22 protein-coding genes are annotated in these 22,977 nt (G+C 68.0%); 14 read left to right on the top strand and 8 right to left on the bottom strand.

Annotated elements, in window-relative coordinates:
* Positions 1–4 precede the first annotated feature (4 nt).
* From mltG to fabD, 5 genes are all read right to left on the bottom strand, one after another.
* Positions 5–1,108 (bottom strand): endolytic transglycosylase MltG, encoded by a 1,104-nt coding sequence (gene mltG / locus AC07NI_RS05240; RefSeq protein WP_494616650.1) that lies wholly within the window; start codon positions 1,106–1,108, stop codon positions 5–7.
* On the bottom strand, positions 1,105–2,385 hold the full coding sequence (gene fabF, locus AC07NI_RS05235; RefSeq protein WP_494616649.1) for a beta-ketoacyl-ACP synthase II: 1,281 nt from the start codon (positions 2,383–2,385) through the stop codon (positions 1,105–1,107). The genes mltG and fabF overlap by 4 nt, the downstream gene beginning before the upstream one ends.
* Positions 2,386–2,567: 182 nt before the next feature.
* Positions 2,568–2,804, bottom strand: coding sequence for an acyl carrier protein (locus AC07NI_RS05230; protein WP_004615098.1), 237 nt, complete (start codon positions 2,802–2,804; stop codon positions 2,568–2,570).
* 139 nt (positions 2,805–2,943) lie between these two features.
* A complete protein-coding gene (gene fabG, locus AC07NI_RS05225; RefSeq protein ID WP_494616648.1) occupies positions 2,944–3,684 on the bottom strand; it encodes a 3-oxoacyl-[acyl-carrier-protein] reductase in 741 nt (246 codons plus the stop codon).
* 21 nt (positions 3,685–3,705) lie between these two features.
* Positions 3,706–4,650, bottom strand: coding sequence for an ACP S-malonyltransferase (gene fabD / locus AC07NI_RS05220; RefSeq protein WP_494616647.1), 945 nt, complete (start codon positions 4,648–4,650; stop codon positions 3,706–3,708).
* Between the two features lie 193 nt (positions 4,651–4,843).
* Between fabD and AC07NI_RS05215 the strand changes: the two genes are divergently transcribed.
* The 3 genes from AC07NI_RS05215 (at position 4,844) to AC07NI_RS05205 (ending at position 7,437) form a co-directional block, all read left to right on the top strand.
* On the top strand, positions 4,844–5,377 hold the full coding sequence (locus AC07NI_RS05215; protein WP_494616646.1) for a peroxiredoxin: 534 nt from the start codon (positions 4,844–4,846) through the stop codon (positions 5,375–5,377).
* A 68-nt stretch (positions 5,378–5,445) separates the two neighbouring features.
* Positions 5,446–6,558 carry a helix-turn-helix domain-containing protein gene (locus AC07NI_RS05210; RefSeq protein ID WP_494616645.1) on the top strand — a complete coding sequence of 371 codons (1,113 nt, stop codon included), beginning with the start codon at positions 5,446–5,448 and terminating at the stop codon, positions 6,556–6,558.
* 69 nt (positions 6,559–6,627) lie between these two features.
* Positions 6,628–7,437, top strand: coding sequence for a sterol desaturase family protein (locus AC07NI_RS05205; RefSeq protein ID WP_494616644.1), 810 nt, complete (start codon positions 6,628–6,630; stop codon positions 7,435–7,437).
* Here AC07NI_RS05205 and AC07NI_RS05200 read toward each other — a convergent pair.
* Positions 7,412–8,074, bottom strand: coding sequence for a hypothetical protein (locus tag AC07NI_RS05200; protein ID WP_494616643.1), 663 nt, complete (start codon positions 8,072–8,074; stop codon positions 7,412–7,414). The two genes, AC07NI_RS05205 and AC07NI_RS05200, sit on opposite strands and share 26 nt — an antisense overlap.
* A gap of 47 nt (positions 8,075–8,121) precedes the next feature.
* Positions 8,122–8,631 (bottom strand): DUF2059 domain-containing protein, encoded by a 510-nt coding sequence (locus AC07NI_RS05195; protein ID WP_494616642.1) that lies wholly within the window; start codon positions 8,629–8,631, stop codon positions 8,122–8,124.
* 237 nt (positions 8,632–8,868) lie between these two features.
* Here AC07NI_RS05195 and rpsF point away from each other — a divergent pair, with 237 nt between their 5' ends.
* The 8 genes from rpsF (at position 8,869) to AC07NI_RS05155 (ending at position 18,759) form a co-directional block, all read left to right on the top strand.
* Positions 8,869–9,255, top strand: a complete 387-nt coding sequence (gene rpsF, locus AC07NI_RS05190; protein ID WP_454716438.1) for a 30S ribosomal protein S6 — start codon at positions 8,869–8,871, stop codon at positions 9,253–9,255.
* 14 nt (positions 9,256–9,269) lie between these two features.
* A complete protein-coding gene (gene rpsR / locus AC07NI_RS05185; protein WP_004615089.1) occupies positions 9,270–9,548 on the top strand; it encodes a 30S ribosomal protein S18 in 279 nt (92 codons plus the stop codon).
* A gap of 13 nt (positions 9,549–9,561) precedes the next feature.
* On the top strand, positions 9,562–10,146 hold the full coding sequence (gene rplI / locus AC07NI_RS05180; protein ID WP_494616641.1) for a 50S ribosomal protein L9: 585 nt from the start codon (positions 9,562–9,564) through the stop codon (positions 10,144–10,146).
* A gap of 199 nt (positions 10,147–10,345) precedes the next feature.
* Positions 10,346–12,790 (top strand): TonB-dependent receptor plug domain-containing protein, encoded by a 2,445-nt coding sequence (locus AC07NI_RS05175; protein WP_494616640.1) that lies wholly within the window; start codon positions 10,346–10,348, stop codon positions 12,788–12,790.
* A 204-nt stretch (positions 12,791–12,994) separates the two neighbouring features.
* Positions 12,995–14,521, top strand: coding sequence for a replicative DNA helicase (locus tag AC07NI_RS05170; RefSeq protein ID WP_494616639.1), 1,527 nt, complete (start codon positions 12,995–12,997; stop codon positions 14,519–14,521).
* Between the two features lie 214 nt (positions 14,522–14,735).
* Positions 14,736–15,422 carry a MarC family protein gene (locus AC07NI_RS05165; protein WP_494616638.1) on the top strand — a complete coding sequence of 229 codons (687 nt, stop codon included), beginning with the start codon at positions 14,736–14,738 and terminating at the stop codon, positions 15,420–15,422.
* A gap of 31 nt (positions 15,423–15,453) precedes the next feature.
* On the top strand, positions 15,454–16,542 hold the full coding sequence (gene alr, locus AC07NI_RS05160; RefSeq protein ID WP_494616637.1) for an alanine racemase: 1,089 nt from the start codon (positions 15,454–15,456) through the stop codon (positions 16,540–16,542).
* A 39-nt stretch (positions 16,543–16,581) separates the two neighbouring features.
* The gene (locus tag AC07NI_RS05155) at positions 16,582–18,759 is read left to right on the top strand and encodes a DUF6311 domain-containing protein (protein ID WP_494616636.1); all 2,178 of its coding nucleotides are present in this window, start codon (positions 16,582–16,584) and stop codon (positions 18,757–18,759) included.
* On the opposite strand, the gene AC07NI_RS05150 is transcribed toward AC07NI_RS05155, so the two are convergent.
* Positions 18,749–19,363 carry a hypothetical protein gene (locus AC07NI_RS05150; RefSeq protein WP_494616635.1) on the bottom strand — a complete coding sequence of 205 codons (615 nt, stop codon included), beginning with the start codon at positions 19,361–19,363 and terminating at the stop codon, positions 18,749–18,751. The two genes, AC07NI_RS05155 and AC07NI_RS05150, sit on opposite strands and share 11 nt — an antisense overlap.
* A 119-nt stretch (positions 19,364–19,482) precedes the next feature.
* On the opposite strand from AC07NI_RS05150, the gene radA reads away from it, so the two are divergent.
* The 3 genes from radA to purF are packed head-to-tail and all read left to right on the top strand — an operon-like array spanning position 19,483 to position 22,975.
* Entirely contained in the window at positions 19,483–20,865 is a 1,383-nt protein-coding gene (gene radA / locus AC07NI_RS05145; protein ID WP_494616634.1) for a DNA repair protein RadA, read from the top strand.
* On the top strand, positions 20,862–21,479 hold the full coding sequence (locus tag AC07NI_RS05140) for a CvpA family protein (RefSeq protein ID WP_494616633.1): 618 nt from the start codon (positions 20,862–20,864) through the stop codon (positions 21,477–21,479). The genes radA and AC07NI_RS05140 overlap by 4 nt, the downstream gene beginning before the upstream one ends.
* Positions 21,476–22,975, top strand: a complete 1,500-nt coding sequence (gene purF, locus AC07NI_RS05135) for an amidophosphoribosyltransferase (protein WP_494616632.1) — start codon at positions 21,476–21,478, stop codon at positions 22,973–22,975. The genes AC07NI_RS05140 and purF overlap by 4 nt, the downstream gene beginning before the upstream one ends.
* Positions 22,976–22,977: the final 2 nt, after the last annotated feature.

The following is a 22,977-nucleotide window of genomic DNA, read 5'->3' as shown; positions in this document are numbered from 1 at the left end:
GGCGTTACTTCCCCGCCGGAGGCGCGGGCACGACCGGGACGCCTTCGCCCGCGCGCTGGCGCTCGATCTGGCGCCACTTGGCGACGTTGGCGTTGTGCTGCTCCAGCGTGGAGGCGAACACGTGGCCGCCCGTGCCGTCGGCGACGAAATAGAGGTCGTTGGTCTTGGCCGGGTTCAGCGCCGCTTCCAGGGCCGCGCGGCCCGGATTGGCGATCGGCGTCGGCGGCAGGCCGTCGATCTTGTAGGTGTTGTATGGCGTGAACGTATCCAGCTCGGAGCGACGCAGGCCTCGGCCCAACGGACGGCCGCGCGAGATGCCGTAGATCACGGTCGGATCGGTATCCAGGCGCATGCCGGTGCGCAGGCGGTTGATGAACACGGCCGCCACCTCAGGACGCTCGCCCTTCACGCCCGTCTCCTTCTCGACGATCGAGGCCATGGTCACGGCGTCTTCCTTCGACTGGTACGGCAGGCCCGACTGGCGGTTGGCCCACAGCTGGTTCACCAGCTTGTCGCGGGCGTCCATCATGTGCTTGAGCACGACGGCGCGGTCCTCGCCGCGCTGGACCTCATAGGTCTCGGGCAGGATGGCGCCTTCCGGCGGAGTCGCGGCGCTGCCGGTCAGCAGGTCGGACTTGGTGAGGATGTCCATGACCATGTCCGAGGTCAGGCCCTCGGGGATGGTGATCCAGTGGCGAACGATGCGGCCGTGGCGGATGGCGTCCAGCACCTGGGCCATCGAGGCGCGGCTGTCGAACTCGTATTCGCCGGCCTTCAGGCTGCGGGCCGCGCCCGTCAGCTTGGCGGCGGTCATGAAGATCGAGTTGGAGCGGATCACGCCGCCCTGCTCCAGGCTGGAGGCGATCTCCGGCAGGCTGGCGCCCTTGCGCAGGACGACGGTGGTCTTGTCGCCGGCCTTCGCGGCGGGACCCGGGCCGTTATAGACCCAGGCCGCGCCGAGAATGGCGACCATGCCGACCACGACCAGGGTCGTGACGGCGCCGAAGAAGGCGCGGATCAGCCGCCGCCCCACGGACGCGGTTTCGCGACGGTTCGCCCGAGCGGGCGTGCGCTTTGCGGCGCGTGGGGCGGGCGGCTTCTTGCTCACGAGACCTTCTTGAACACCACGGTGGCGTTGGTGCCGCCGAAGCCGAAGCTGTTGGACACGGCCACGTCGATCTTCATCGGCACGGCCTTGTTCGGAGCCAGGTTCATGGCGACGTGGACGTCGGGATTGTCGAGGTTGATGGTCGGCGGGGCGATCTGGTCGCGGATCGCCAGGACCGAGAAGATCCCCTCGATCGCGCCGGCCGCGCCCAAGAGGTGGCCCGTCATCGACTTGGTCGAGGACATGACGACGTTCTTGGCGTGGTCGCCCAGGAAGCGTTCGACAGCGCCGGCTTCCAGGCCATCGGCCATGGTCGAGGTGCCGTGGGCGTTGATGTAGTCGATGTCCGAGGGCTTCAGGCCCGCGTCCTTCATGGCCGAGGCCAGGGCGCGGCCGCCGCCTTCGCCGTCTTCCGACGGGGCGGTGATGTGGTGGGCGTCGCCCGACAGGCCGTAGCCGACCACTTCGGCGTAGATCTTGGCCCCGCGCGCCTTGGCGTGCTCGTACTCTTCCAGGACCAGGGCGCCGGCGCCCTCGCCCATCACGAAGCCGTCGCGGTCCTTGTCATAGGGACGCGAGGCCTTTTCCGGGGTGTCGTTCCAATCGGTCGAGACGGCGCGGCAGGCGATGAAGCCGGCGATGCCGACCTTGCAGACGGCCGCTTCGGCGCCGCCGGCCACCATCACGTCGGCGTCGCCGTACTTGATCAGGCGCATGGCGTCGCCGATGGCGTGGGCGCCGGTGGCGCAGGCCGTGACGACCGCGTGGTTGGGGCCCTTGAAGCCGTACTTAATCGAGACCTGGCCCGAGATCAGGTTGATCAGGGCCGAGGAGATGAAGAACGGGCTGACGCGGCGCGGGCCCTTGGCCTCCAGCTCCAGCGCCGTGTCGGCGATCGTCGACAGGCCGCCGATGCCCGAGCCCAGGATGACGCCCGTGCGCCACTTGTCCTCGTCGGTCTCCGGGACCCAGCCCGAATCCTTGATGGCTTCGTCAGCGGCGGCGACGCCGTAGAGAATGAAATCGTCCACGCGCTTCTGGTCGCGCGGGCTCATGGTCTGGTCGGGATCGAACGAGCCTTCGACGTCCGGACCGCCGCCGCCGCGGCCGTCGACGCGCGGAACCTCGCAAGCGACCTTGCAGGCATAGTCGGTCGGATCGAAGGCCGTGATGCGGTTGGCGCCGGACTTGCCGGCGAGGATGTTCTTCCAGGTAACGTCAACGCCGTGGCCCAGAGGGGTCAGCATGCCGATACCGGTGACGACAACTCTACGCATGGATCACTCCCAAACCTTCGATGCGGGACGCGAGATGTGGGGATAACGCCCAACCTGCGCCACTCGCGAATCCCCATTCCTGGAGATTCTGGGCCTCAAACGAAAACCGCCGCGCGCACGATGGCAAGAGCCCGTGCGACGCGGCGGAAATGGTCAGGTTCGACTAGCGAACTCGACGCCTTTTAGGCGGTCTTTTCCGTGATGAACTTCACGGCGTCGCCAACGGTCTGGATGTGTTCAGCGGCGTCGTCGGGGATTTCGATGTCGAACTCCTCTTCGAACGCCATCACCAGCTCAACGTTGTCGAGGCTGTCGGCGCCCAGGTCGTCGATGAAGGAAGCCTTCTCGGTGACCTTCTCGGGATCGGCATCCAGGTGTTCGATGACGATCTTACGCACGCGCTCGAGAATGTCGGACATTCGGTTCAGTCCCTCGTTATTGAAATTTCGGCCCGTGAACAGCGAAGTGAAACCGCGCTATTCGCAGGAATTGTCGGGCACCGCCTATCACGTTCCTTTTCGGCTTGCTAGCGGGCAGACCGAAGGACGCACAGCGGTTTTAGATCATGGCCATGCCGCCGTTGACGTGCAAGGTCTGGCCGGTGACGTAACCGGCCTGGTCGCTGGCCAGGAAAACGCACGCCGCGGCGATATCGCTCCCCTCGCCCAGCTTGCCGGCGGGAATCGTCGAGAGGATGCCGGCCTTCTGCTGCTCGTTCAGCGAGTCGGTCATCGGGCTGGCGATGAAGCCGGGGGCCACGCAGTTGACCGTCACGCCACGGCTGGCCAGTTCCTGGGCCAGGGCCTTGGAGAAACCGATCATGCCGGCCTTGGAGGCCGCGTAGTTGGTCTGGCCGGGGTTGCCGGTCACGCCCACCACCGAGGTGATGCCGATGATGCGGCCGGCGCGGCGCTTCATCATGCCCTTGGCGGCCGCGCGGGCCAGGCGGAAATAGCCTTCCAGATTGACCTTGATCACGGTCTCCCAGTCCTCGTCCTTCATGCGGACGAGCAGACCGTCGCGGGTGACCCCCGCATTGGCGATCAGGATGTCCAGCGGCGCGCCGGCGGCTTCCTCGGCCTTGACGACCAGGCCGTCGACGGCGGCCGAGTCGGACAGATTCGCCGCGACGTACGAGACGCGCTCGCCGAACTGGGCGGCCAGTTCCGAGAGGGCCGATTCGCGGGTGCCCGAGAGCACGACGTGGGCGCCTTGCTCGTGTAGGGCCTTGGCGATGGCGCCGCCGATGCCGCCCGTGGCGCCGGTGACGAGAGCGGTCTTGCCGGTCAGATCGAACATGTGTCGGTCTTCCTTATAATTTTAGAGCGAGGCCGCGAAGGCTTCGAGGTCGGCGGGCGTGTTCAGCGGCGTCGCTTCCGAATCCGGGGCGATGCGCTTGGCCATGCCCGAGAGCACCTTGCCGGCGCCGGCTTCGGCGAAACGCGTGATGCCGCCTTCGGTGGCCAGCCAGGTCATGCTCTCGCGCCAGCGGACGCGGCCGGTGACCTGCTCGACCAGCAGCTTGCGGATGACGTCCGGGTCGTGGACCGGGGCGGCGGTGACATTGGCGACCAGCGGCGCGCGCGGGGCGATGATGGTGGTCTTGGCGAGCGCCTCGGCCATCTCGTCGGCGGCCGGCTGCATCAGCGGGCAGTGGAACGGGGCCGAGACGTTCAGCGGAATGGCGCGCGCGCCCAGCTCCTTGGCCTTCTCGATGGCCTTGTCGACGGCCGCTTTCGAGCCCGAGATCACGACATTGCCGTTGTTGTTGTCGTTGGCCACGACGCAGACGCCGACTTCCGAGCCGCCGGCGGCGGCGGCTTCAGCCAGGGCCAAGTCGGTTTTCGGACCGATCAGCGAGGCCATAGCGCCCTCGCCCACCGGCACGGCGCGCTGCATGGCCTGGCCGCGCAGCTTCAGCAGGCGGGCGGTGTCGGCAAGGGTAATGGCCCCGGCGGCGGCCAGGGCGGAATATTCGCCCAGGCTATGGCCGGCGACGAAGGCGGCGCGATCGACGCCCACCCCGAATTCTTTTTCAAGCGTGCGGGTCACGGCCAGCGAGACGGCCATCAGGGCCGGCTGGGCGTTCTCGGTCAGGGTCAGGTCGCCTTCGGGACCTTCCTTCATCAGCGAAAACAGCTTCTGGCCCAGGGCGTCGTCGACCTCCTGGAAGACCTCACGGGCGCTGGCGAAAGCCTCGGCGAGATCGACGCCCATGCCGACCGACTGGCTGCCCTGGCCGGGAAAAATGAAGGCGATGCTCATGATGGCCCGCTCCTTCTCAAGTCAATTCAAGGCCGGGAGGGTTAGGGTAAAGCCCCTTGTCGGGCAAGTGCGAGGTCATCAAGCCGTTCTGGCTCCAACCTAGACCTTGAGCCGTCTTGCTTTCCGCGCGGCGAGGTTCAAATTGCCACCGCGCCGGCTGCGGAGCGCCGCTGGACGTTTGGAGACCTCCCCCATGAAACGCCTGATCGCCAGCCTCGGCGTCGTCGCCCTGCTCGCCGCCTCCCCCGCCATGGCCGCCCTCAAGGTCGGCGACAAGGCCCCCGACTTCACCGCCAAGGCCGCCCTGGCCGGCAAGGACTTCGACTTCAAGCTGGCCAAGGCGCTGAAGAAGGGCCCGGTGGTCCTGTACTTCTTCCCGGCCGCCTACACCGCGGGCTGCACCGCCGAAGCCCACGAGTTCGCCGAGGCCACGCCGGAGTTCGAAAAGCTGGGCGCCACGGTGATCGGCGTCACGGCCGGCAATGTCGACCGCATCAAGGACTTCTCGAAGGAACACTGCCGCGACAAGTTCGCGGTGGCCTCCGCCGACGCCGCCTTGGTCAAGAGTTACGACGTGGTGCTGTCGCAGAAGCCAGAGTGGTCGAACCGCACCTCGTACGTGATCGCGCCGAACCACAAGATCCTGCTCAGCTACACCGACGGCAACTTCGCCGGCCACGTCACCCAGACCATGGACGCGGTGAAGGCCTACAAGGCCAAGAAGTAGCCAATCTTTTCGGGTTCCGACCAGCCGCGCGGCTTGAGGGTCGCGCGCGCTGGCGCCCATGATCGGCCATGACCGATCCCGCCTCCCTCGAACTGGCCCTGCGTAGCGTCGCCATCGGCGCTTTCGCCGCCACGGGCGTATCGCTGGCCGCCAGCCGCAAGATGACGCCGACACGCTGGATCGGCGTGCTGGTGATGGTCTGCTCGATCGCTCACGCCATCGAGAGCCAGTTCTACTACTCCGAACATCGCCACTTCAGCGTCGTGACCTGGGGCCTCGGGGCCATGGCAGCGGCGATCTTCTGGCTGTTCTGCTCGGTGTTGTTCGAGGACGAGGCCAAGATCCCGGCCTGGCGCTTCGCTATCCCCGCCGGCGTGTTCGTCCAGTGGCTGGGCGGCGCCCTCCTGCCCGACATCCCCTTGCGCGCGGCGATGTGGTGGTTCTTCGCCGCCACCTCGATCGCGCTGCACGCCCACATCCTGCTGATGGCCTGGCATGGCTGGCGGATCGACCTGGTCGAGCGGCGCCGCCACCTGCGCGGCCCGATCGCCGGCGCGGCCGCCAGCTACATGTTCATCCAGACCCTGTGCGACTTCGGCTTGCGGCAGGGGCCGGTGCTGCCCAGCCTGATCCAGGCCATAGCCCTGGCGGCCCTGGGCGTCGGTTCGGCCCTGGCGCTGCTGCGCGCCGAGCCGGTGCTGGTCCAGGCCTCGCCCGCCGCCGGCGAGCCGCCAGTGGTCAAGCCCGCCGAGACCCTGGACCTCACGCCCGCCGACCGCCTGGTCCTGGCACGGCTGGACAAGGCCATGAACGAGAACGAGGTCTGGCGCGGGGAGGACCTGTCGATCGGCACGCTGGCGGCCCTGGTCGGCGCGCCCGAGCATCGCCTGCGCAAGCTGATCAACGGCACGCTGGGCCACCGCAACTTCGCCGACTACGTCAACGGCCGGCGGATCGAGGCGGCCAAGGTCGCCCTGGCCGATCCTGAGCAAGCGCTGAAGTCGGTCTCGACCATCGCCTACGAACTGGGCTTCGCCTCGCTGGGGCCGTTCAACCGCGCCTTCCGCGCCGCCACGGGCGTCACCCCGACCGCCTGGCGCCAGGACGTCACTCCAGCCCATCCGCACCTACGGCTGGTCGAAACCGGCGAAGGCCCGTCGAAAACCGACAAACGGGCCTGATTTCAAGTTCGGCGCGACGGTTGGAGGCTCGGCCGCTTGCTTGGCGAGGCCCTCTCATCGGAGCCTTCCATGCTCGACGCCCTCCTCCCCTTCGCCCGCAACTGGCTGGCTTCCATGCAGGTCGATGTCACCCGCTATGCGGTGTTCTCGGTCGGCGTCTGGCTGGTCCTGTGGGTCGTGCTGGCCATCCCGCTGGCCGGCCGCAAGATCCGCGACAGCCGCCCGGCCGCGCGCCAACTGCTGATCGAGTTCCTGACCTCGATCCGCTCGATCATGATCTTCTCGACCCTGGGCCTGCTGACCTTCGGCCTGTTCCGCGCCGGCTGGCTGCCAGGGCCGTACATCGCCAGGGGCTGGGCCCCCGTGTGGTTCTGGACCAGCCTGGTCCTGATGATCCTGGCCCACGACGCCTGGTTCTACTGGACGCACCGGCTGATCCACGACCGCCGCCTGTTCCGGCGCTTCCACCGCCGACATCACCGGTCGAACAATCCCTCGCCGTTCACCGCCTACAGCTTCGATCTGGGCGAGGCATTCATCAACGGCGTGTTCGTGCCGCTGTGGATGATCCTTGTGCCGACCCAGTGGCCGGTGGTGGGGCTGTTCATGCTGCACCAGATCGTCCGCAACACGATCGGCCATTCGGGCTACGAGCTCTTCCCCGCCCGCAAGGACGGCCGGCCGCTGATCCCGCTGCTGACGACCGTGACCCACCACGACCTGCACCACGCGCAGGCGGGCTGGAACTACGGGCTCTATTTCACCTGGTGGGACAAGCTGATGGGCACCGAGCACCCGGACTATCTGAAGCGCTTCGCAGAGGTCACGGCCCGCAAGGACCGCAAGCTGGAGGCTACCAGCCGACCTTCACCAGCTTGATCATGGCGCGGGCGTCCTGCAGCCGCCAGCTTTCGCGCTGATTGCTGACGCCGCGCACGCTGACGGTGAACTCGGCGGGGATGTCGAACGGCCGGGTCAGGCTGAGATCGACGCCCTCGTCGCCCGTCGAGCCGCCGCCAAAGGCGATCGAACCCACGGGCCGGCCATCCAGGGTCAGGGACGAGCGGATATTGGCGCGGGCGATCGGGATCTTGCCCGGCACGGCGATGGCCTGGCTGGCGTCCATGTCCATCGAGACGCGCACATAGTTGGCGCGTGGCAGCAGGCCGAAGCCGAAGGCCTTGGACATCGACGAGCGCACCTTGGCCTCGTTCTCGTTCCACGAGGCGCCGACGGCCATCGACCGGTCGCCCGCGCGGTCGGCGTCGGGCTTCTTCGACAGGTTCAGGTCGAGGTCGTAGGTCGGGTTCTCGATCATGCCCGACGAGCGCAGCGTCAGGGCGACCTTCTCGGTGTCGGAGGAGAGGTCCAGCGGCAGGGCCGCCGAATAGCCGGTGAAGCGGCCCTCATAGGCCGAGACCGAGGTGACCGGCTTCTGGATGATCTCGGCGCGCGCGACGCTGCTCAGCGCCACGGCCGACAGGATCACACAGGAGATGGCGACGCCCCGGTTCATCAAGGCTTTCCCTAGCACAGATGACGTGACCGACAAGCCGAGCAAGTCTATTTTCCGAGCGAATCCAGCCCTTCGAGCTTTTTGGTGAGCTTCGCGATCATGTCGGCCTGCATCTTGGGCGTGACATCCGCCATGACCTTGGCGGCGGCCGGTCCCAGCAACGGCATCTTGCGCAACACGCGCTGCCCCATCGGACTTTCATAGAAGTCCACCAGGGCCTGGAGCTCATCCTCGGAATAGACTTCGGCATAGGCGGGGACGAGCTTTTCCATGATCTCGCCCATGAAGCCACCCGCGAAGATCTCATCCATCGTCTCGCCCAGAGCGCCGCTGAGCTGGGTCTTCTGCTGATCGCTGAGGGTCTTGCTCTGGGCGACGGTGAGATCGACCTGCTGGCGCAACATGGTCCGCAGCATGGGGACCATGTTCTCCTCGACGTGCATGGCCACGACCATGCGGCGCGTCAGGGCCAAGGCCTTGGCCGAGGGTTCGGCCGACGCGACGGCCGGCGCGGCCAGGACGCAGGTCAGCGCCAGGATGGTCAGGAACTTCCGCATCACGCCTTCCCCAGATGGACAGAGCCCAGCTCTAAAGGCGCTCAACCTTGAGCGGCAAGCCCAAAGCTTCCTTGCCTTTCGGCCCCGTCTTCTGTAAGAGCGCGCGTTCTCACGGAAGGCGGTCTTGCACGCACCCATCCGGGACCGGGGATTTCCCCGCTCGGTGTGCAGGAACCATCGTGGACGTCGGACTTCCGCCGACGACCGCGCCGCCTTCCACAGCGGAAGAAGGAAAACATGGCGTTCTACGAACACGTGGTCATCGCGCGGCAGGATATCTCGCCGCAACAGGCCGAAGCTCTGAACGAGCAACTGAAGACCCTCATCGAAGAGAATGGCGGCCACATCGCCAAGATCGAGTACTGGGGCCTTCGCAACCTCACCTACCGCATCAAGAAGAACCGCAAGGGCCACTATTCCCTGCTCGCGATCGACGCCCCGGCGCCGGCCGTGAAGGAAATGGAGCGCCAGCTGCTGATCAATGAAGACGTTCTGCGCTTCATGACGATCCGCGTCGAAGAGCTGGACCTGGAACTGTCGCCGGTTCTGGCCCGTCGTGATCGTCCTGATCGCGCCGAGCGCCCGCGCGAAGACTTCGCGCCGCAAGCGCAAGCCCAAGCGTAAGGGAGAAAGAGATCATGACCGATACGACTGCTCCCGAAGCCGGCGCTCCGGCCGCCGCCGCTGGCGGCGCTCGCCGCCCGTTCTTCCGTCGCCGCAAGGTGTGCCCGTTCTCGGGCGCCAACGCGCCGAAGATCGACTACAAGGACGTGAAGCTGCTGCAGCGTTACGTCTCGGAACGCGGCAAGATCGTCCCGTCGCGCATCACCGCGGTGTCGGCCAAGAAGCAACGCGAACTGGCCAAGGCCATCAAGCGCGCCCGCTTCCTGGCTCTGCTCCCCTACGTCGTGAAGTAAGGGAGACACCACGATGAAAGTCATTCTGCTCGAACGCGTTGAAGGCACCGGCGTCCTGGGCGACGTGGTCACCGTGAAGGACGGCTTCGCCCGTAACTTCCTGCTGCCGCGCCACAAGGCTCTCCGCGCCACCAAGGCCAACGAAGCCACCTTCGAGGCGCAACGCGCCGAGATCGAGGCCCGCAACGTCCGCAACCGCGAATCGGCCGCTTCGAACGGCGAGTCGCTGGACGGCACGCAGTACGTGATGATCCGTCAGGCTGGCGAAAGCGGCCAGCTGTACGGTTCGGTCGCTGGCCGTGACGTCGCCGACGCCATCAAGGCCGAAGGCGGCAAGGTCGACCGCTCGATGGTCGTGCTGGACAAGCCGATCAAGACGCTGGGCGTCCACGAAGTGAAGGTGAAGCTGCACGCTGAAGTGACCGTCACGGTCACGCTCAACATCGCGCGCAGCCAGGACGAAGCCGATCGCCAAGCGCGCGGCGAAAACGTGATCAACTCGCAATTCGAGGAAGATCGCGCGGCCGAAGCCGAAGCCGCCCAAGACATGGCGGAAGGCGGCGCCGGCTCGTTCGAAGGCGACCACTACGAAGCCTAATTCCAATCCCGTCAGGGTTTGTAGGTTTTCAAGAGAACGGCGCGGAGCAATCCGCGCCGTTTTTTCTGCGCCGCAGCATAGAATTGCTCCGCTTGTAGCTTTTGTGACGAGAATCCATGTTCGTCGTGGGGGCGATTGAAGACCCCTGTCTCGGGGCGAGCACGTACGTCTGAGCCCCGGCCAAAAACGGGGATTACGTATGCGCTACAAGACCTTGCTGCTGGCCGCCGCGTCGCTGACGGCCGCCACCGCCACCCTGGCCCAGGCCCAGACCGCCGCGCCCGCCGACGACAACACCAATGTCGACGAGATCGTCGTCACCGGCACTCGCACCGCCGGTCGCTCGCGTCTCGACACCCTGGCGCCCGTCGATGTCGTCACCGCCAAGACCCTGCAACAGCGCGGCAGCACCGAGCTGGCCACGGCCCTGGCCGCCACCGTCCCGTCCATCACCTTCCCGCGCCCGTCCAACACCGACGGCACCGACTCGGTCCGCCCCGCGGTGCTGCGGGGCCAAGGGCCCGACCAGACCCTGGTGCTGGTCAACGGCACGCGTCGCCACGCCACGGCGCTGGTCAATCTGAACGGCTCGGTGGGCCGCGGCTCGGCCGCCGTCGACCTGAACGCCATCCCGTCCGTCGCCCTGGATCGCATCGAAGTGCTGCGTGACGGCGCCGCGGCCCAGTACGGCTCGGACGCCATCGCTGGCGTCATCAACCTGCGCCTGCGCGAAGCCGACCACGGCGGCGGCGTCACGGTCACGGCCGGCAAGTACATCACCAGCTTCGACGGCCTGCAGACCGGCCAGAAGCAGAAGCGCCGCGACGGCACGACCAAGACCGTGGCCGGCTGGCAGGGCCTGAAGCTCGGCTCGGACGGCTTCCTGACGCTGTCGGCCGAGTATGTGGATCGCGGCTTCACCAACCGCAGCGACACCGACACCCGCGTCACCCCGCAGCGCGTGACCTCGCGCTTTGGCGATCCCGAGGTCGAGCAGGTCAGCTTCTACGCCAACGCCGGCAAGCCGATCGGCGACAACTGGCAGCTCTATGGCTGGTACGGCTATCAGCAGCGCGACAGCGAGGCCTCGGCCACCTACCGCCTGCCCACCGATGCCAGCCAGACCATCACCAGCGTCTATCCGAACGGCTACCTGCCGCTGATCACCACCAACACCGAGGACGTCACCGCCGCTATTGGCCTGCGCGGCGACCTGGCCGGCTGGAAGATCGACACCAACCTGGTCTACGGCAAGAACGACCTCGACTTCGGGGTCAAGAACACCCTCAACCCGTCGTACGGCCCGACCTCGCCGACCCAGTTCCAGGCCGGCGGCCTGACCTATGACCAGGTGGTGTTCGGCCTCGACGCCAGCCAGGAGTTCGACGTCGGCCTGGCCGGTCCCCTGAACGTGGCCTTCGGCCTGGAAGCCCGCCGCGAGACCTATAAGATCAACGCCGGCGAAGTGGCCTCGTACGCTCGCGGTACGGTCTCCCCGACCCTGTCGTTCGGCTCGCGCGGCTTCACCGGCTTCACGCCCAGCAACGTCGTGGACGTCGATCGCAACGCCGTCGGCGCCTATCTGGACCTGGAAGGCAAGCTGACCGAGAAGCTGACCGCCTCGGCCGCCGTCCGTCACGAGCACTATTCGGACTTCGGCAACAACACGAGCTGGAAGCTGTCGGGCCGCTACGACTTCACCGACGCCTTCGCCCTGCGCGGCGCGGTCTCGACCGGCTTCCGCGCGCCGAGCCTGCAGCAGCAGTACTTCACCTCGACCTCGATCCTGTACATCAACCAGCTGGTCGGCGGCGTGACCACGGCCGTGCCGTTCGAGACCGGCACCTATCCGTCGGTCAGCGTCGTCGGCAAGGCCCTGGGCGGCAAGCCGCTGGAGCCTGAAAAGTCCAAGAACTTCTCGCTAGGCGCGGTCTACCACAAGGGTCCGTTCGAGCTGACGGTCGACGCCTATCAGATCAATGTCGACAACCGCATCGTCCTCAGCGAGACCCTGACCGGCAGCGCCACGGCGGCGGCGGGCACCAACGCCCGGGTGATCTTCGACCTGCTGTCGCCCGCGGGCGCCTCGGCCGGCCGCTTCTTCACCAACGGCGTCGACACCAAGACCAAGGGCGTCGACATCGTGGCCCGCTACCGCATCCTCGACGACCAGGCCGGCACGTTCGACCTGACGGCGGCCGCCAACGTCAACGACTTCAAGGTCAACCGCACGCCGTCCACCACGGTGCTGCCGACCCCGACCACGCTGTTCGGCCGCCAGGCCGTGCTGCGCTTCGAGGAAGGCACGCCGCGCAACAAGGTCTCGCTGCAAGGCGACTGGAGCAAGGGTCCGTGGGGCGCCACCCTGCGCACGACGCTCTATGGCAATGTCCTGTCGCCCGGCACCGCCGCCGACGGCAGCGGCGACTGGCACACGGGCTCGCAAGGCATCGTCGACCTGGAAGCCCGCTACCGCTTCGGCGACCACACCACGGTGTCGGTCGGCGCGGACAACCTGTTCGACCAGTATCCCGACCAGGTGCCGCCGAACCTTAACACCAGCGGCGGCAACCCGTTCTCCAGCTTCTCGCCGTTCGGCTTCAACGGCCGCTTCCTCTACGGTCGCCTGGCGATCAACTGGTAAGCGCCAAAACCGCGCAAACGTTTGGGCCCGGAGAGCGATCTCCGGGCCTTTTCCGTTGGCGAAAAGTGCAATTGCACAGGCCGCGCACAAGCGTCCGCTTCTGACGTGCGGCCGTCAGAATATACACAGAACATCCCCGTTCATCTGGAGCCGCGCGGCCATCTGACCCGAGCGTCCGAAACCCTGTCGCGTTAAGATCCGCCGATGTCCCTCGTACCCGCGCTCGACCTCGTTCTCCCCGGTCTTCCCGAGCCCACGATCAACGTGGCGCCCCACAACATGGAAGCCGAGCAAGCCCTGCTGGGCATCCTGCTCTACGACAACGCCGCGTACGAACGCCTGACCGACAGCCTGCAGTCGCGCTGCTTCTACGAGCCCCTGCACCAGCGCCTGTTCCAGGCGATCGAGACCCACGTCCGCAAGGGCCAGCTGGCCGAGCCGATCCTGCTGGCCGACGAGTTCAAGGCCGATGTCGCCTTCGCCGAACTGGGCGGCCTGCGCTACCTGGCCGACCTGGTCGACCGCGCCCCGCCGGCGGCCAATGCCGGCGACTATGCCCGGGTGATCTTCGACCTGTCGCTGCGTCGCGAGCTGATCCGCATCGGCGGCGACATCGCCACCGCGGCCCACGGCGGCGTCGACAAGAACGACGAGAAGAAGACCGCCCGCGACCAGATCGAGTCGGCCGAACAGCAGCTCTACAGCCTGGCCGAAAGCGGCACGGCCTCGTCGGGCTTCGTGTCGTTCGGCGACGCCCTGCGCGGCGCCGTCGAGATGACCGCCGAGGCCTACAGCCGCGAAGGCGGCATGTCGGGCGTCTCGACCGACCTGATGGACCTCGACCAGAAGATCGGTGGTCTGCACCCGTCCGACTTGATCGTCCTGGCCGGCCGTCCGTCGATGGGCAAGACCGCGCTGGCGACCAACATCGCGTTCAACATCGCCAAGAAATACGCCTACGAGATCCAGCCCGACGGCACCAAGAAGACCGTTCAGGGCGGCGTCGTGGCCTTCTACTCGCTGGAAATGAGCGCCGAGCAGCTGGCCCTGCGTATGCTGGCCGACGCCTCCGGCGTGTCCGGTGACAAGCTGCGTAAGGGCGAGATCGACGCCTCGGAGTTCGGCCGGGTCCGCGACGCGGCCATGGAGCTGCAGGAAGCGCCGCTGTTCATCGACGCCACCGGTGGTATCTCCATCGCCAAGCTGACCGCCCGCGCCCGTCGCCTCAAGCGTCAGATGGGCCTGGACTTGGTCGTGGTCGACTACCTGCAGCTGGTCACCGGCTCGGACCTGTCGTCCAACGCCAGCCGCGTGCAGGAAGTCTCGCAGATCACCATGGGTCTGAAGGCCCTGGCCAAGGAGCTGGCCTGCCCGGTCATCGCGCTCTCGCAGCTCTCGCGTCAGGTCGAACAGCGCGACGACAAACGGCCCCAGCTTTCCGACCTTCGGGAATCGGGCTCGATCGAACAGGACGCCGACATGGTGTGGTTCGTGTATCGCGAGGCCTACTACGTCGGCCGCGCCGAGCCGCGCGAAGGCACGCCCGAGCACCTGACCTGGCAGGAAGAGATGGATCGCCTGCACGGCCTGGCCGAGGTGATCATCGCCAAGCAACGCCACGGCCCCATCGGCACCGTGCGCCTGTCGTTCAACAGCGACACCACCAAGTTCGGCAACCTGGCCCGCGACCACTACTTCGCCCAGGCGCGGAACATTCCGTCGGACGAGTAGTCCCTCCCTCCGATCTCCCCGGCGAACGCCGGGGCCCAGATCGAACCCACCAGCCCTTCGGAAGCTGACCAGGCAGAAGGCGAACCCGCCCAAACCGCTCCGGATGTATCTGGGCCCCGGCGTTCGCCGGGGAAAACGGTGTTTGGGTGTTTGACTAAGGCGTACGGCTCAAGCCACCGTCCCCGCCTCGCCCCCTCCCTAGCCGACGAGTCACATGGACTTCAGCCCCCTGCCCACTTCCAGCCTGGTCGGCGCCTTCCTGCTGGCGTTCCCGGCGCTGTTCTCGATCGTCAATCCGGTCGGGGCGTCGCTGATCTTCGACCAGGCCATGGGCGGTCGCGCGCGGTCCGAGCGGCTGCGGCTGGCGCGGCTGATCGGGTTCTACGCCTTCCTGGTGCTGCTCGGCTCGCTGCTGTTGGGCGGCTATATCCTCAACTTCTTCGGCGTCAGCCTGGGCGCCTTGCGGGTGGCCGGCGGCCTGGTGGTGGCGATCCGCGCCTGGGGCCTGCTGATGGACCCGCAGGAGCACGAGGACCGCAAGACCAGCCAGACCGAACCGGCCCAGAGCCATGAAGACGTGGCCTTCTTCCCGCTGACCATGCCATTCACGACCGGCCCCGGCTCGATCTCGGTGGCCATCGCCCTCTCCTCCCAGCGTCCGACCGAAGGCGACGCCGTCGCGCCGTTCTTCATCGGCGCCAGCCTGGCCGCGGCCGCCGTGGCGATCCTGGTCTGGCTGCTCTACAGCGCCTCGGGCACGGTCATGCGTCTGCTGGGTCAGGGCGGAGCGCGAGTGCTGTCGCGGCTGGTGGCGTTCCTGTTGCTGTGCATCGGCGTGCAGATCATCGCCTCGGGCGCCGAGAACCTGGTGGCGCGGTTCCTGGCCGTGCATCACGGTTGAACCGCCTGCCCGCCTCGGCTACGCCCCACCCGTGACCGACACCCGCATCACCATCGACCTCGACGCCCTGGCCGCCAACCACGCGGCCCTGCGCGCGCGCGCCGGCGGGGTCGAGGTGGCGCCGGCGGTCAAGGCCGACGGCTATGGCCTGGGCGCGGCCCCGGTCGCCGACCGCCTGTGGGCCGAGGGCGCGCGCACCTTCTATGTCGCCCGTTTGGCCGAGGGCGTCGCCCTGCGCGAGGCGCTAGGCGACCGCGAGGCGACCATCCACGTCCTGGACGGCGCCACGCCCGGCTCGGGCGACACGCTGGAAGGCGCGAAGCTGACGCCCGTGCTCAATAGCCTGCCCCAGGTCGAGGCCTGGAACGCCCAGGCCCGCGCGGGCCGGCTGAAGGCCGCCCTGCACGTCGACACCGGCATGAACCGCCTGGGCCTGCGCCCCGAAGAGCTGAAGGTGCTGGTCGGCGCGTTCGACCGCCTCAAGCGTCTCGACATCGAACTCGTCGTCAGCCACCTGGCCTGCGCCGACGAGCCCGCCCATCCGCTGAACGCGAGCCAGCTGGAACGCTTCCAGGAGGCCGTCACCCTATTGCCGAACGCCCGGCGCAGCCTGGCCAATTCGGCGGGCATTTTCCTGGGTGACGCCTACCGCTTCGACCAGGCCCGCCCGGGGATCAGCCTCTATGGCGGCGGACCCGAGGGCCGGCCGCATCCGGAGATCCGCGCCGTCGCCACGGTCGAAGCCCCGATCCTGCAGGTCCGCGTCGTGCCCCGCGGCGAGAGCATCGGCTACGGCGCCGGCTGGACGGCGACCGAGACCACCCGCGTGGCCATCATCGCGGCCGGCTATGCCGACGGCGTCCCGCGCGCCGCCTATCCGCGCGGCGCGGTGTGGTTCGACGGCGCCCTGCGGCCGATGCTGGGCCGCGTCTCCATGGACCTGATCGCCGTCGACATCACCGATTGCGACGCCGCCCGCCCCGGCGCGATGGTCGAACTGTTCGGTCCCAACCTGCCGATCGACGACGCGGCGCAGGCCGCCGGCACCTCGGCCTACGAGCGGCTGACGCGATTGACGCTCCGCGCGACGCGCCGCTATGTGGGGTCGCGGGGCGGCTAGGGTTCAGCCTGCGCTAGAGTATCGCCCGGGGGCGCGTCGATGTCGGAACTGTACCAGGAAGCCAAGCGGGCGCTGCTGACCGCCGCCCGCCAGGAAGCCGGCTGGCGCTGGGTCGCCCTGGCCGTCGTGGTCGCCGCCATCGGCCTCTTCCATCACCTGATCGGCTTCAAGCTGGTCGGCGCCCATGCCGACTTCTGGCGCGCGCCGCACAACGACATGGCCACCATGCTGGCCGGCCAGGAGGCGGTGTTCCGCCATGCCTGGCGCTTCCCGCTGGTCGCCACCGACAAGCTGCTGTCCCCGACCCTGCTCTCGACCATCTACACCGACAGCATCCCGTGGCTGACGATCGTGCTGAAGGCCACGGGCCTGTGGCATGCCTTGAACGGCCTGGGCCTGTTCTTCCTGATCTCCTACGCCCTGCAACCGCTGGCGATGATCACCCTGCTGCGAGCCCTGGACGTGCGCCAGGTGGCGCTGCTGGCCCTGGGCGGCCTGCTGGCCCTGCTGATGCCGGCTTTCCTGATGCGCCATGGCCACGTGGCCCTCAGCGGCCACTGGCTGCCGATCTTCGCCCTGGCCGCCGCTGTCGACAGCATCCGCAACGGCCTGACCCTGCGTCGCGCCGGCGTCTTCGCGGGCCTGGCGGCCCTGGCCATGGGCGTCCACGCCTATCACCTGCCGCCGGTCGGCTTCTGCTTCGCCGCCGCCATGGCCGCCGAGATCGCCCAGAAGCGCCCGAAGGCCTGGATCATCTGCGCCAAGGCCAGCGCATTGGTGCTGGGCGGCATGGTCCTGACCGCCGTCCTGCTGGGCTATGGCATCGGCCAGGGCGCCGACGGCGGCAAGAGCGGGACCATCGGCTACTACTCGATGAACATCCTGGGTCCGATCCTGCCGCAGGGCTCGGCGCTGTTCGGCCAGACCTTCGAGGGCGGCTGGTTCAAGCAGACCTTGGACCCCAACGGCGGCCAGTGGTTCGAGGGCTACAACTACCTGGGCGCCGGCGTGATCCTCACCATCGTCGCCGGGATCTTCCTGTCGGTACGCCACGGCTGGCTCCCGAGCCCGGTGCGCGACTGGAGCCGTCGCTGGCTGCCGCTGACCCTGGCCATGGTCGCGCTGACCGTTTGGGCTATCGGTCCCAACCCGTACCTGGCCCAGCGCCTGCTGTTCACCGGTCCGAAGCTGTCGGGCGTGTTCGAGTGGCTGAGCCTGTTCCGCGCCCATGGCCGCCTGTTCTGGGCTCCTGCCTATCTGCTGACCGCCGTGTCGATCGTGCAGATCGGCCGCCATGCCCGTCCGATCACTCTGCTGGCTATCGCCGCCCTGGCCGTCGGCCTGCAATGGGGCGACAGCCACGAGATGCGCGCCGGCGTGCGCCACACCTTCAGCGAAAGCGCGCCGTCCTATCACCCGGTCGACCTTGAGAAGGCGACCGTGCTCCACAACCGTCCCTGGGTGTTCGCGCCGATCTATTTCTGCGCCAGCAACACCATCGACCAGATGGAGATCTCGCAGCTGACCCTGGCGGCCGTCCGCACCGGCGGCTCGTCGAACGGCGCCTCGACCGCGCGTGGCCAGGGCGGCGACTGCAAGACGCCGCAGGACGCCTTCAAGGTCGCCGCGCCGGGCGACAACCGCATCACCGTGGTCATGGAAGAGAGCGCCGGCGCCGACTATGGCCGCTTCACCCAGCGCATCGACTGCCACCGCTTCCTGCGCGGCCTGATCTGCGGCCAGGGCCTGAACAAGGTGCCGGGCCTGACCGAGATCGCGCCCTATGTGCCGAACGGCGGGCGCGTGCTGACCCAGGTCAATTTCGACCAGGGCGTCAGTCCGCCGGAACTGGTCTCGGGCTGGTCGCCCGCCGATCCGAAGGGCATCTGGTCCAACGGCCCCCGCTCGACGATGACCATCAACGTCCCGGGCATGGCCGCCGGTGCGCCGCTGGTCGTCGAGCTGCACGCCATGAGCTTCAACAAGCCGCCCGAGGTCATGCAGAAGATCGAGGTGACCGTGAAGGGTCGCAAGCTGGTGACCTGGAACGTCGAGAAGGCCAACTGGCGGCCCTATCGCGTCAGCATCCCGGCCGATCTGGTCAAGCCGGGCGAGCCCCTGAGCCTGGAATACACGATCGGCGCCCCGATGCCCTCGACCCCGGAAGACCCGCGTCGGATCGGCCTGGGCGTCGAAAAGGTGATCATCAGCCAGTAGCCAGCGCTCGGAGCCGCGCGGCGTTGACGGTCTCGACAGCGGCCTTCAGCACCGCCGCGCTGCCCGCCGCGCCTTCGGCCGTGATGCTGTAGCGATCGGCGGCGACCACGGCGTAGCGGCCCGACTTGGCCGCGTCGTCCCACTGTTCGGTGACCGTGCGGCCGGCGGCTGTCGTCACGCTCTCGTAGCCTGTGGCCGTGCGACGGGTGGTCTGGGAGCCGCGCGCGTCGTCACTGGCCCCGACCGAGCCGATCGCGCCCAGATCGACGACCTCCAGCGTGAAGGCCGAGCCCTCCTTGATGTAGCGGGCGCTGACCTTGGTCATGCCGGGCTCGGTCCCCGGCTGGCTCGTGACATTGGCGCGGGAAAAGCCGCCGACGGTGGCGGGTAGCAAGGCCGGCAGGCTGGCCGGGGCCAGTGGCCGCGTCCCCTTCACCGCCGCCGTCTCGGCGCGGGCGGACTCCTTCTGGAGCTGGCCGACCGTGACCTCGCCTCCATTGACCTCGACGCGCGCGGAGGCGTCCGGGTCCTTCGGCTGGGAACGACCGCAGGCCGTCAAAGCCGCCGTCGCCAGGATCGCCGCGCACAGGGCCTTGTTTCGCATCGTCCCGCTCCTCATCTGACTGGACCCTAACGCATCGGCCCACAGCTTGGCTGCGTCCGGCTTTGGCGCAGGGGCTCGCCACCCTGTAGTCTCCCGCTATCCGAGAATCAGGAGCCCCCATGGCCCGCGACGGCGCCGTCTATGCCTGCCAGTCCTGTGGCGCGGTCCAGACCAAGTGGTCCGGACAATGCCCCGCCTGCCAGAGCTGGAACACCCTGGCCGAAGAGGTCGGGGCAAGGCCCCCTGGCGCCCTGTCCTCGACCAAGGCCTCCCGCGTGCGCGGCCTGCAGTTCACCGGCCTGGAGAGCGACACGCCCCCGCCCCCGCGCATCCTGACCGGTGTCGATGAGTTCGACCGCGTCTGCGGCGGCGGCGTGGTCCCCGGTTCCGCCATCCTGATCGGCGGCGACCCGGGCGTCGGCAAGTCCACCCTGCTGCTGCAGGTCTGCGCCAGCGCCGCCCTGCGCGGCGTCTCGTGCGCCTATATCTCGGGCGAAGAGGCCGTCGAGCAGATCCGCGGCCGCGCCGACCGGATGGGCCTGGCGAAAGCCAATGTCAGCCTGGCCGCCGAGACCTCGCTGCGGGACATCCTGGACGGGCTGAAGCGCGACAACTTCGACCTCGTCGTCATCGACTCCATCCAGACGATGTGGAGCGACGCCCACGAGGCCGGGCCCGGCACGGTCACCCAGGTCCGCGCCTGCGCCACCGAACTGGTGCGCCTGGCCAAGAAGAAGGGCGTGGCGATCCTGCTGGTCGGCCACGTCACCAAGGACGGCCAGATCGCCGGCCCGCGCGTGGTCGAGCACCTGGTCGACGCGGTCCTGGCCTTCGAAGGCGAGCGCGGCTACCCGTTCCGCATCCTGCGCGGAGCCAAGAACCGCTTCGGGGCCACCGACGAGATCGGCGTCTTCGAGATGGGCGATATCGGCCTGCGCGAGGTCAAGAACCCCTCGGCCCTGTTCCTCAACGAAGGCGGCGAGCGCTCGGCCGGCGCGGCTGTGTTCGCCGGCATCGAGGGCAGCCGGCCTGTCCTGGTGGAATTCCAGGCCCTGGTCGCGCCCTCAGCGTACGGAACGCCGCGCCGGGCCGTGGTCGGATGGGACTCCGGGCGTCTCGCCATGGTGCTGGCGATCCTGGAATCCCGATGCGGCCTTGGTTTTGGCGACAAGGACGTCTATCTGAACGTCGCTGGCGGCATCCGGATCACGGAACCGGCGGCGGATCTCGCGGCGGCGGCGGCCCTGGCCTCCTCCGCCCTGGACGTCGCCCTGCCCCAGGACTGCGTCGTGTTCGGCGAGCTCAGCCTGTCGGGTGAAGTACGGCCCGTCAGCCGGATGGAGACGCGTTTGAAGGAAGCCGCGAAACTGGGATTTGGCCGGGCGCTTGGACCGCTCTCCGGCCTTCCTGAGGGCGGCGGAGCCTTGCCGGTCGCGGGGGTCGCCCGCGTGGCCGACGCCGTCCGTCGCATCGGCGACGAGATCTGGAGCAGCTTGACGTGACGCCGTTCGACATCATCGCCGGGCTGCTACTGCTGGTTTCGGGCGTCACCGGCTGGGTGCGCGGCGCCTCGCGCGAGCTGACCTCGGCGCTGTCGTTCATCTTCGCCGCCGCCATCGCCCTGTTCGGCCTGCGCATTTCGGGCCCGATCTTCCGCAGCCTCATGGACCCGGACTGGGCCGCCACGGCCGCGGCGATCCTGGTGGTGTTCGTCGTCTTCTTCCTGATCTTCCGCCTGATCGGCGGCCAGCTGACCGCCGGCCTGCACGAGACCTCGGCCGGGACGCTGGACCGCGCGGTCGGCGCCATCTTCGGCCTGATCCGGTCCGTGGTGATCCTGGGGGTCTTCAACCTGCTGCTGCACCTGGCGACGCCGCCGGACCGCATGCCGCACTGGGTGCAGGACTCGATGTTCTACCCCTTGTCCGAGGCGAGCGGCACGGTGCTCAAGGTCTTCGCCCCGAAGGGCAAGGCCCTGGCCGGCAAGCTGGCCCCCGCGATCAAGGAAGCCGTCCACGAGGGCGGCGACAATACGTCCGGCGAGAAGTCGTCGGATAAAGGCTATGATGATGACCAGCGTCGCAAGCTCGACGACCTGGTGGAGAAATCGCGATGACCTTCCTGGGCCAGTCGACCGACCGGTATTCCTCCCAGCCCGTGCGTGACCCCGAGGACGACACCCTGCGCCTGGAGTGCGGCGTGTTCGGCGTGTTCGGCGTCCGTGACGCGGCGGCCATCGCGGCGCTGGGCCTGCACGCCCTGCAGCATCGCGGCCAGGAAGCCTGCGGCATCGCCGCCTTCGACGGCGCCCGCTTCCACACCGAACGCCACATGGGCCATGTCGGCGACGCCTTCACCGGCTCGGACCTGGTGCAGCGCCTGCCCGGCAACATGGCTATCGGCCACACGCGCTATTCCACGGCCGGCGGCGCGGGCATCCGCAACGTCCAGCCGATGTTCGCCGATCTGGAGACCGGCGGCGTGGCCATCGCCCACAACGGCAACCTGACCAACTTCCTGACCCTGCGCGAGCGCCTGGTGCAGGAAGGCGCGATCTTCCAGTCGACCTCGGACTCGGAAGTGATCCTTCACCTGATCGCCCGCTCGCGGAAGGCCAAGATCGTCGACCGCTTCGTCGACGCCGTCGGCCAGATCGAGGGCGGCTACGCCCTGGTGGCGATCACCAACAAGAAGATGATCGGCCTGCGCGACCCGCTGGGCATCCGCCCGCTGGTGCTGGGCGACCTGGACGGCAAGCCGGTCCTGGCCTCGGAAACCTGCGCGCTGGACATGATCGGCGCCCGCTTCGTGCGCGACATCGAGCACGGCGAGATGGTGGTGATCGAAGAGACCGGCATCACCTCGACCAAGCCGTTCCAGACCCAGGCCGCGCGCCCCTGCGTGTTCGAATATGTCTATTTCGCCCGCCCCGACAGCGTCGTGAACGGCCGCTCGGTCTACGGCGTGCGCAAGCGCATGGGCCGCAACCTGGCCAAGGAAACCGGCATCGAGGCCGACGTCGTGGTGCCGGTGCCCGACTCGGGCGTGCCGGCGGCCCTGGGCTTCGCCCAGGAGAGCGGCATCCCGTTCGAGATGGGCATCATCCGCAACCACTATGTGGGCCGCACCTTCATCCAGCCGACCCAGGGCGTTCGCGAGCTGGGCGTGCGCATGAAGCACAGCCCCAACCGCGCCATCCTGGCCGGCAAGCGCGTGGTGCTGATCGACGACTCGATCGTGCGCGGCACCACCTCGCTGAAGATCGTCCGCATGGTCCGCGAGGCCGGCGCCAAGGAGGTCCATCTCCGCTCGGCCAGCCCGCCGATCAAGTGGCCCGACTTCTACGGCATCGACATGCCCGAGCGCGAACAGCTGCTGGCGGCCAACAAGTCGCTGGAAGAGATGGCCAAGTTCCTGGAAGTCGACTCGCTCGGCTTCCTGTCGGTCGAGGGCCTCTACGATGCCCTGGAAGCCGGTCCGCGCGACCCGGCCGCCCCGCAGTTCACCGACCACTACTTCACCGGCGACTATCCGACCCGCCTGACGGACCGTGAAATCGCCGAGGGCCGTAACGAGACCAACGACAAGCAGCTCTCGCTACTCAGCGCCTAACA

The sequence above is a fragment of the Caulobacter sp. GW821-FHT10E02 genome, from assembly GCF_059415225.1.
The sequence above is the reverse complement of the archived record's forward strand: the minus strand, read 5'-3'. Positions and strand labels throughout refer to the sequence as shown.

Coding starts and splice junctions, on each gene's coding strand:
- fabF (WP_494616649.1), bottom strand. CDS start 2,385: ATGCGTAGAGTTGTCGTCACCGGTATCGGCATGCTGACCCCTCTGGGC.
- AC07NI_RS05230 (WP_004615098.1), bottom strand. CDS start 2,804: ATGTCCGACATTCTCGAGCGCGTGCGTAAGATCGTCATCGAACACCTG.
- fabG (WP_494616648.1), bottom strand. CDS start 3,684: ATGTTCGATCTGACCGGCAAGACCGCTCTCGTCACCGGCGCCACGGGC.
- fabD (WP_494616647.1), bottom strand. CDS start 4,650: ATGAGCATCGCCTTCATTTTTCCCGGCCAGGGCAGCCAGTCGGTCGGC.
- AC07NI_RS05215 (WP_494616646.1), top strand. CDS start 4,844: ATGAAACGCCTGATCGCCAGCCTCGGCGTCGTCGCCCTGCTCGCCGCC.
- AC07NI_RS05210 (WP_494616645.1), top strand. CDS start 5,446: ATGACCGATCCCGCCTCCCTCGAACTGGCCCTGCGTAGCGTCGCCATC.
- AC07NI_RS05205 (WP_494616644.1), top strand. CDS start 6,628: ATGCTCGACGCCCTCCTCCCCTTCGCCCGCAACTGGCTGGCTTCCATG.
- AC07NI_RS05200 (WP_494616643.1), bottom strand. CDS start 8,074: ATGAACCGGGGCGTCGCCATCTCCTGTGTGATCCTGTCGGCCGTGGCG.
- AC07NI_RS05195 (WP_494616642.1), bottom strand. CDS start 8,631: ATGCGGAAGTTCCTGACCATCCTGGCGCTGACCTGCGTCCTGGCCGCG.
- rpsF (WP_454716438.1), top strand. CDS start 8,869: ATGGCGTTCTACGAACACGTGGTCATCGCGCGGCAGGATATCTCGCCG.
- rpsR (WP_004615089.1), top strand. CDS start 9,270: ATGACCGATACGACTGCTCCCGAAGCCGGCGCTCCGGCCGCCGCCGCT.
- rplI (WP_494616641.1), top strand. CDS start 9,562: ATGAAAGTCATTCTGCTCGAACGCGTTGAAGGCACCGGCGTCCTGGGC.
- AC07NI_RS05175 (WP_494616640.1), top strand. CDS start 10,346: ATGCGCTACAAGACCTTGCTGCTGGCCGCCGCGTCGCTGACGGCCGCC.
- AC07NI_RS05170 (WP_494616639.1), top strand. CDS start 12,995: ATGTCCCTCGTACCCGCGCTCGACCTCGTTCTCCCCGGTCTTCCCGAG.
- AC07NI_RS05165 (WP_494616638.1), top strand. CDS start 14,736: ATGGACTTCAGCCCCCTGCCCACTTCCAGCCTGGTCGGCGCCTTCCTG.
- AC07NI_RS05155 (WP_494616636.1), top strand. CDS start 16,582: ATGTCGGAACTGTACCAGGAAGCCAAGCGGGCGCTGCTGACCGCCGCC.
- AC07NI_RS05150 (WP_494616635.1), bottom strand. CDS start 19,363: ATGCGAAACAAGGCCCTGTGCGCGGCGATCCTGGCGACGGCGGCTTTG.
- radA (WP_494616634.1), top strand. CDS start 19,483: ATGGCCCGCGACGGCGCCGTCTATGCCTGCCAGTCCTGTGGCGCGGTC.
- purF (WP_494616632.1), top strand. CDS start 21,476: ATGACCTTCCTGGGCCAGTCGACCGACCGGTATTCCTCCCAGCCCGTG.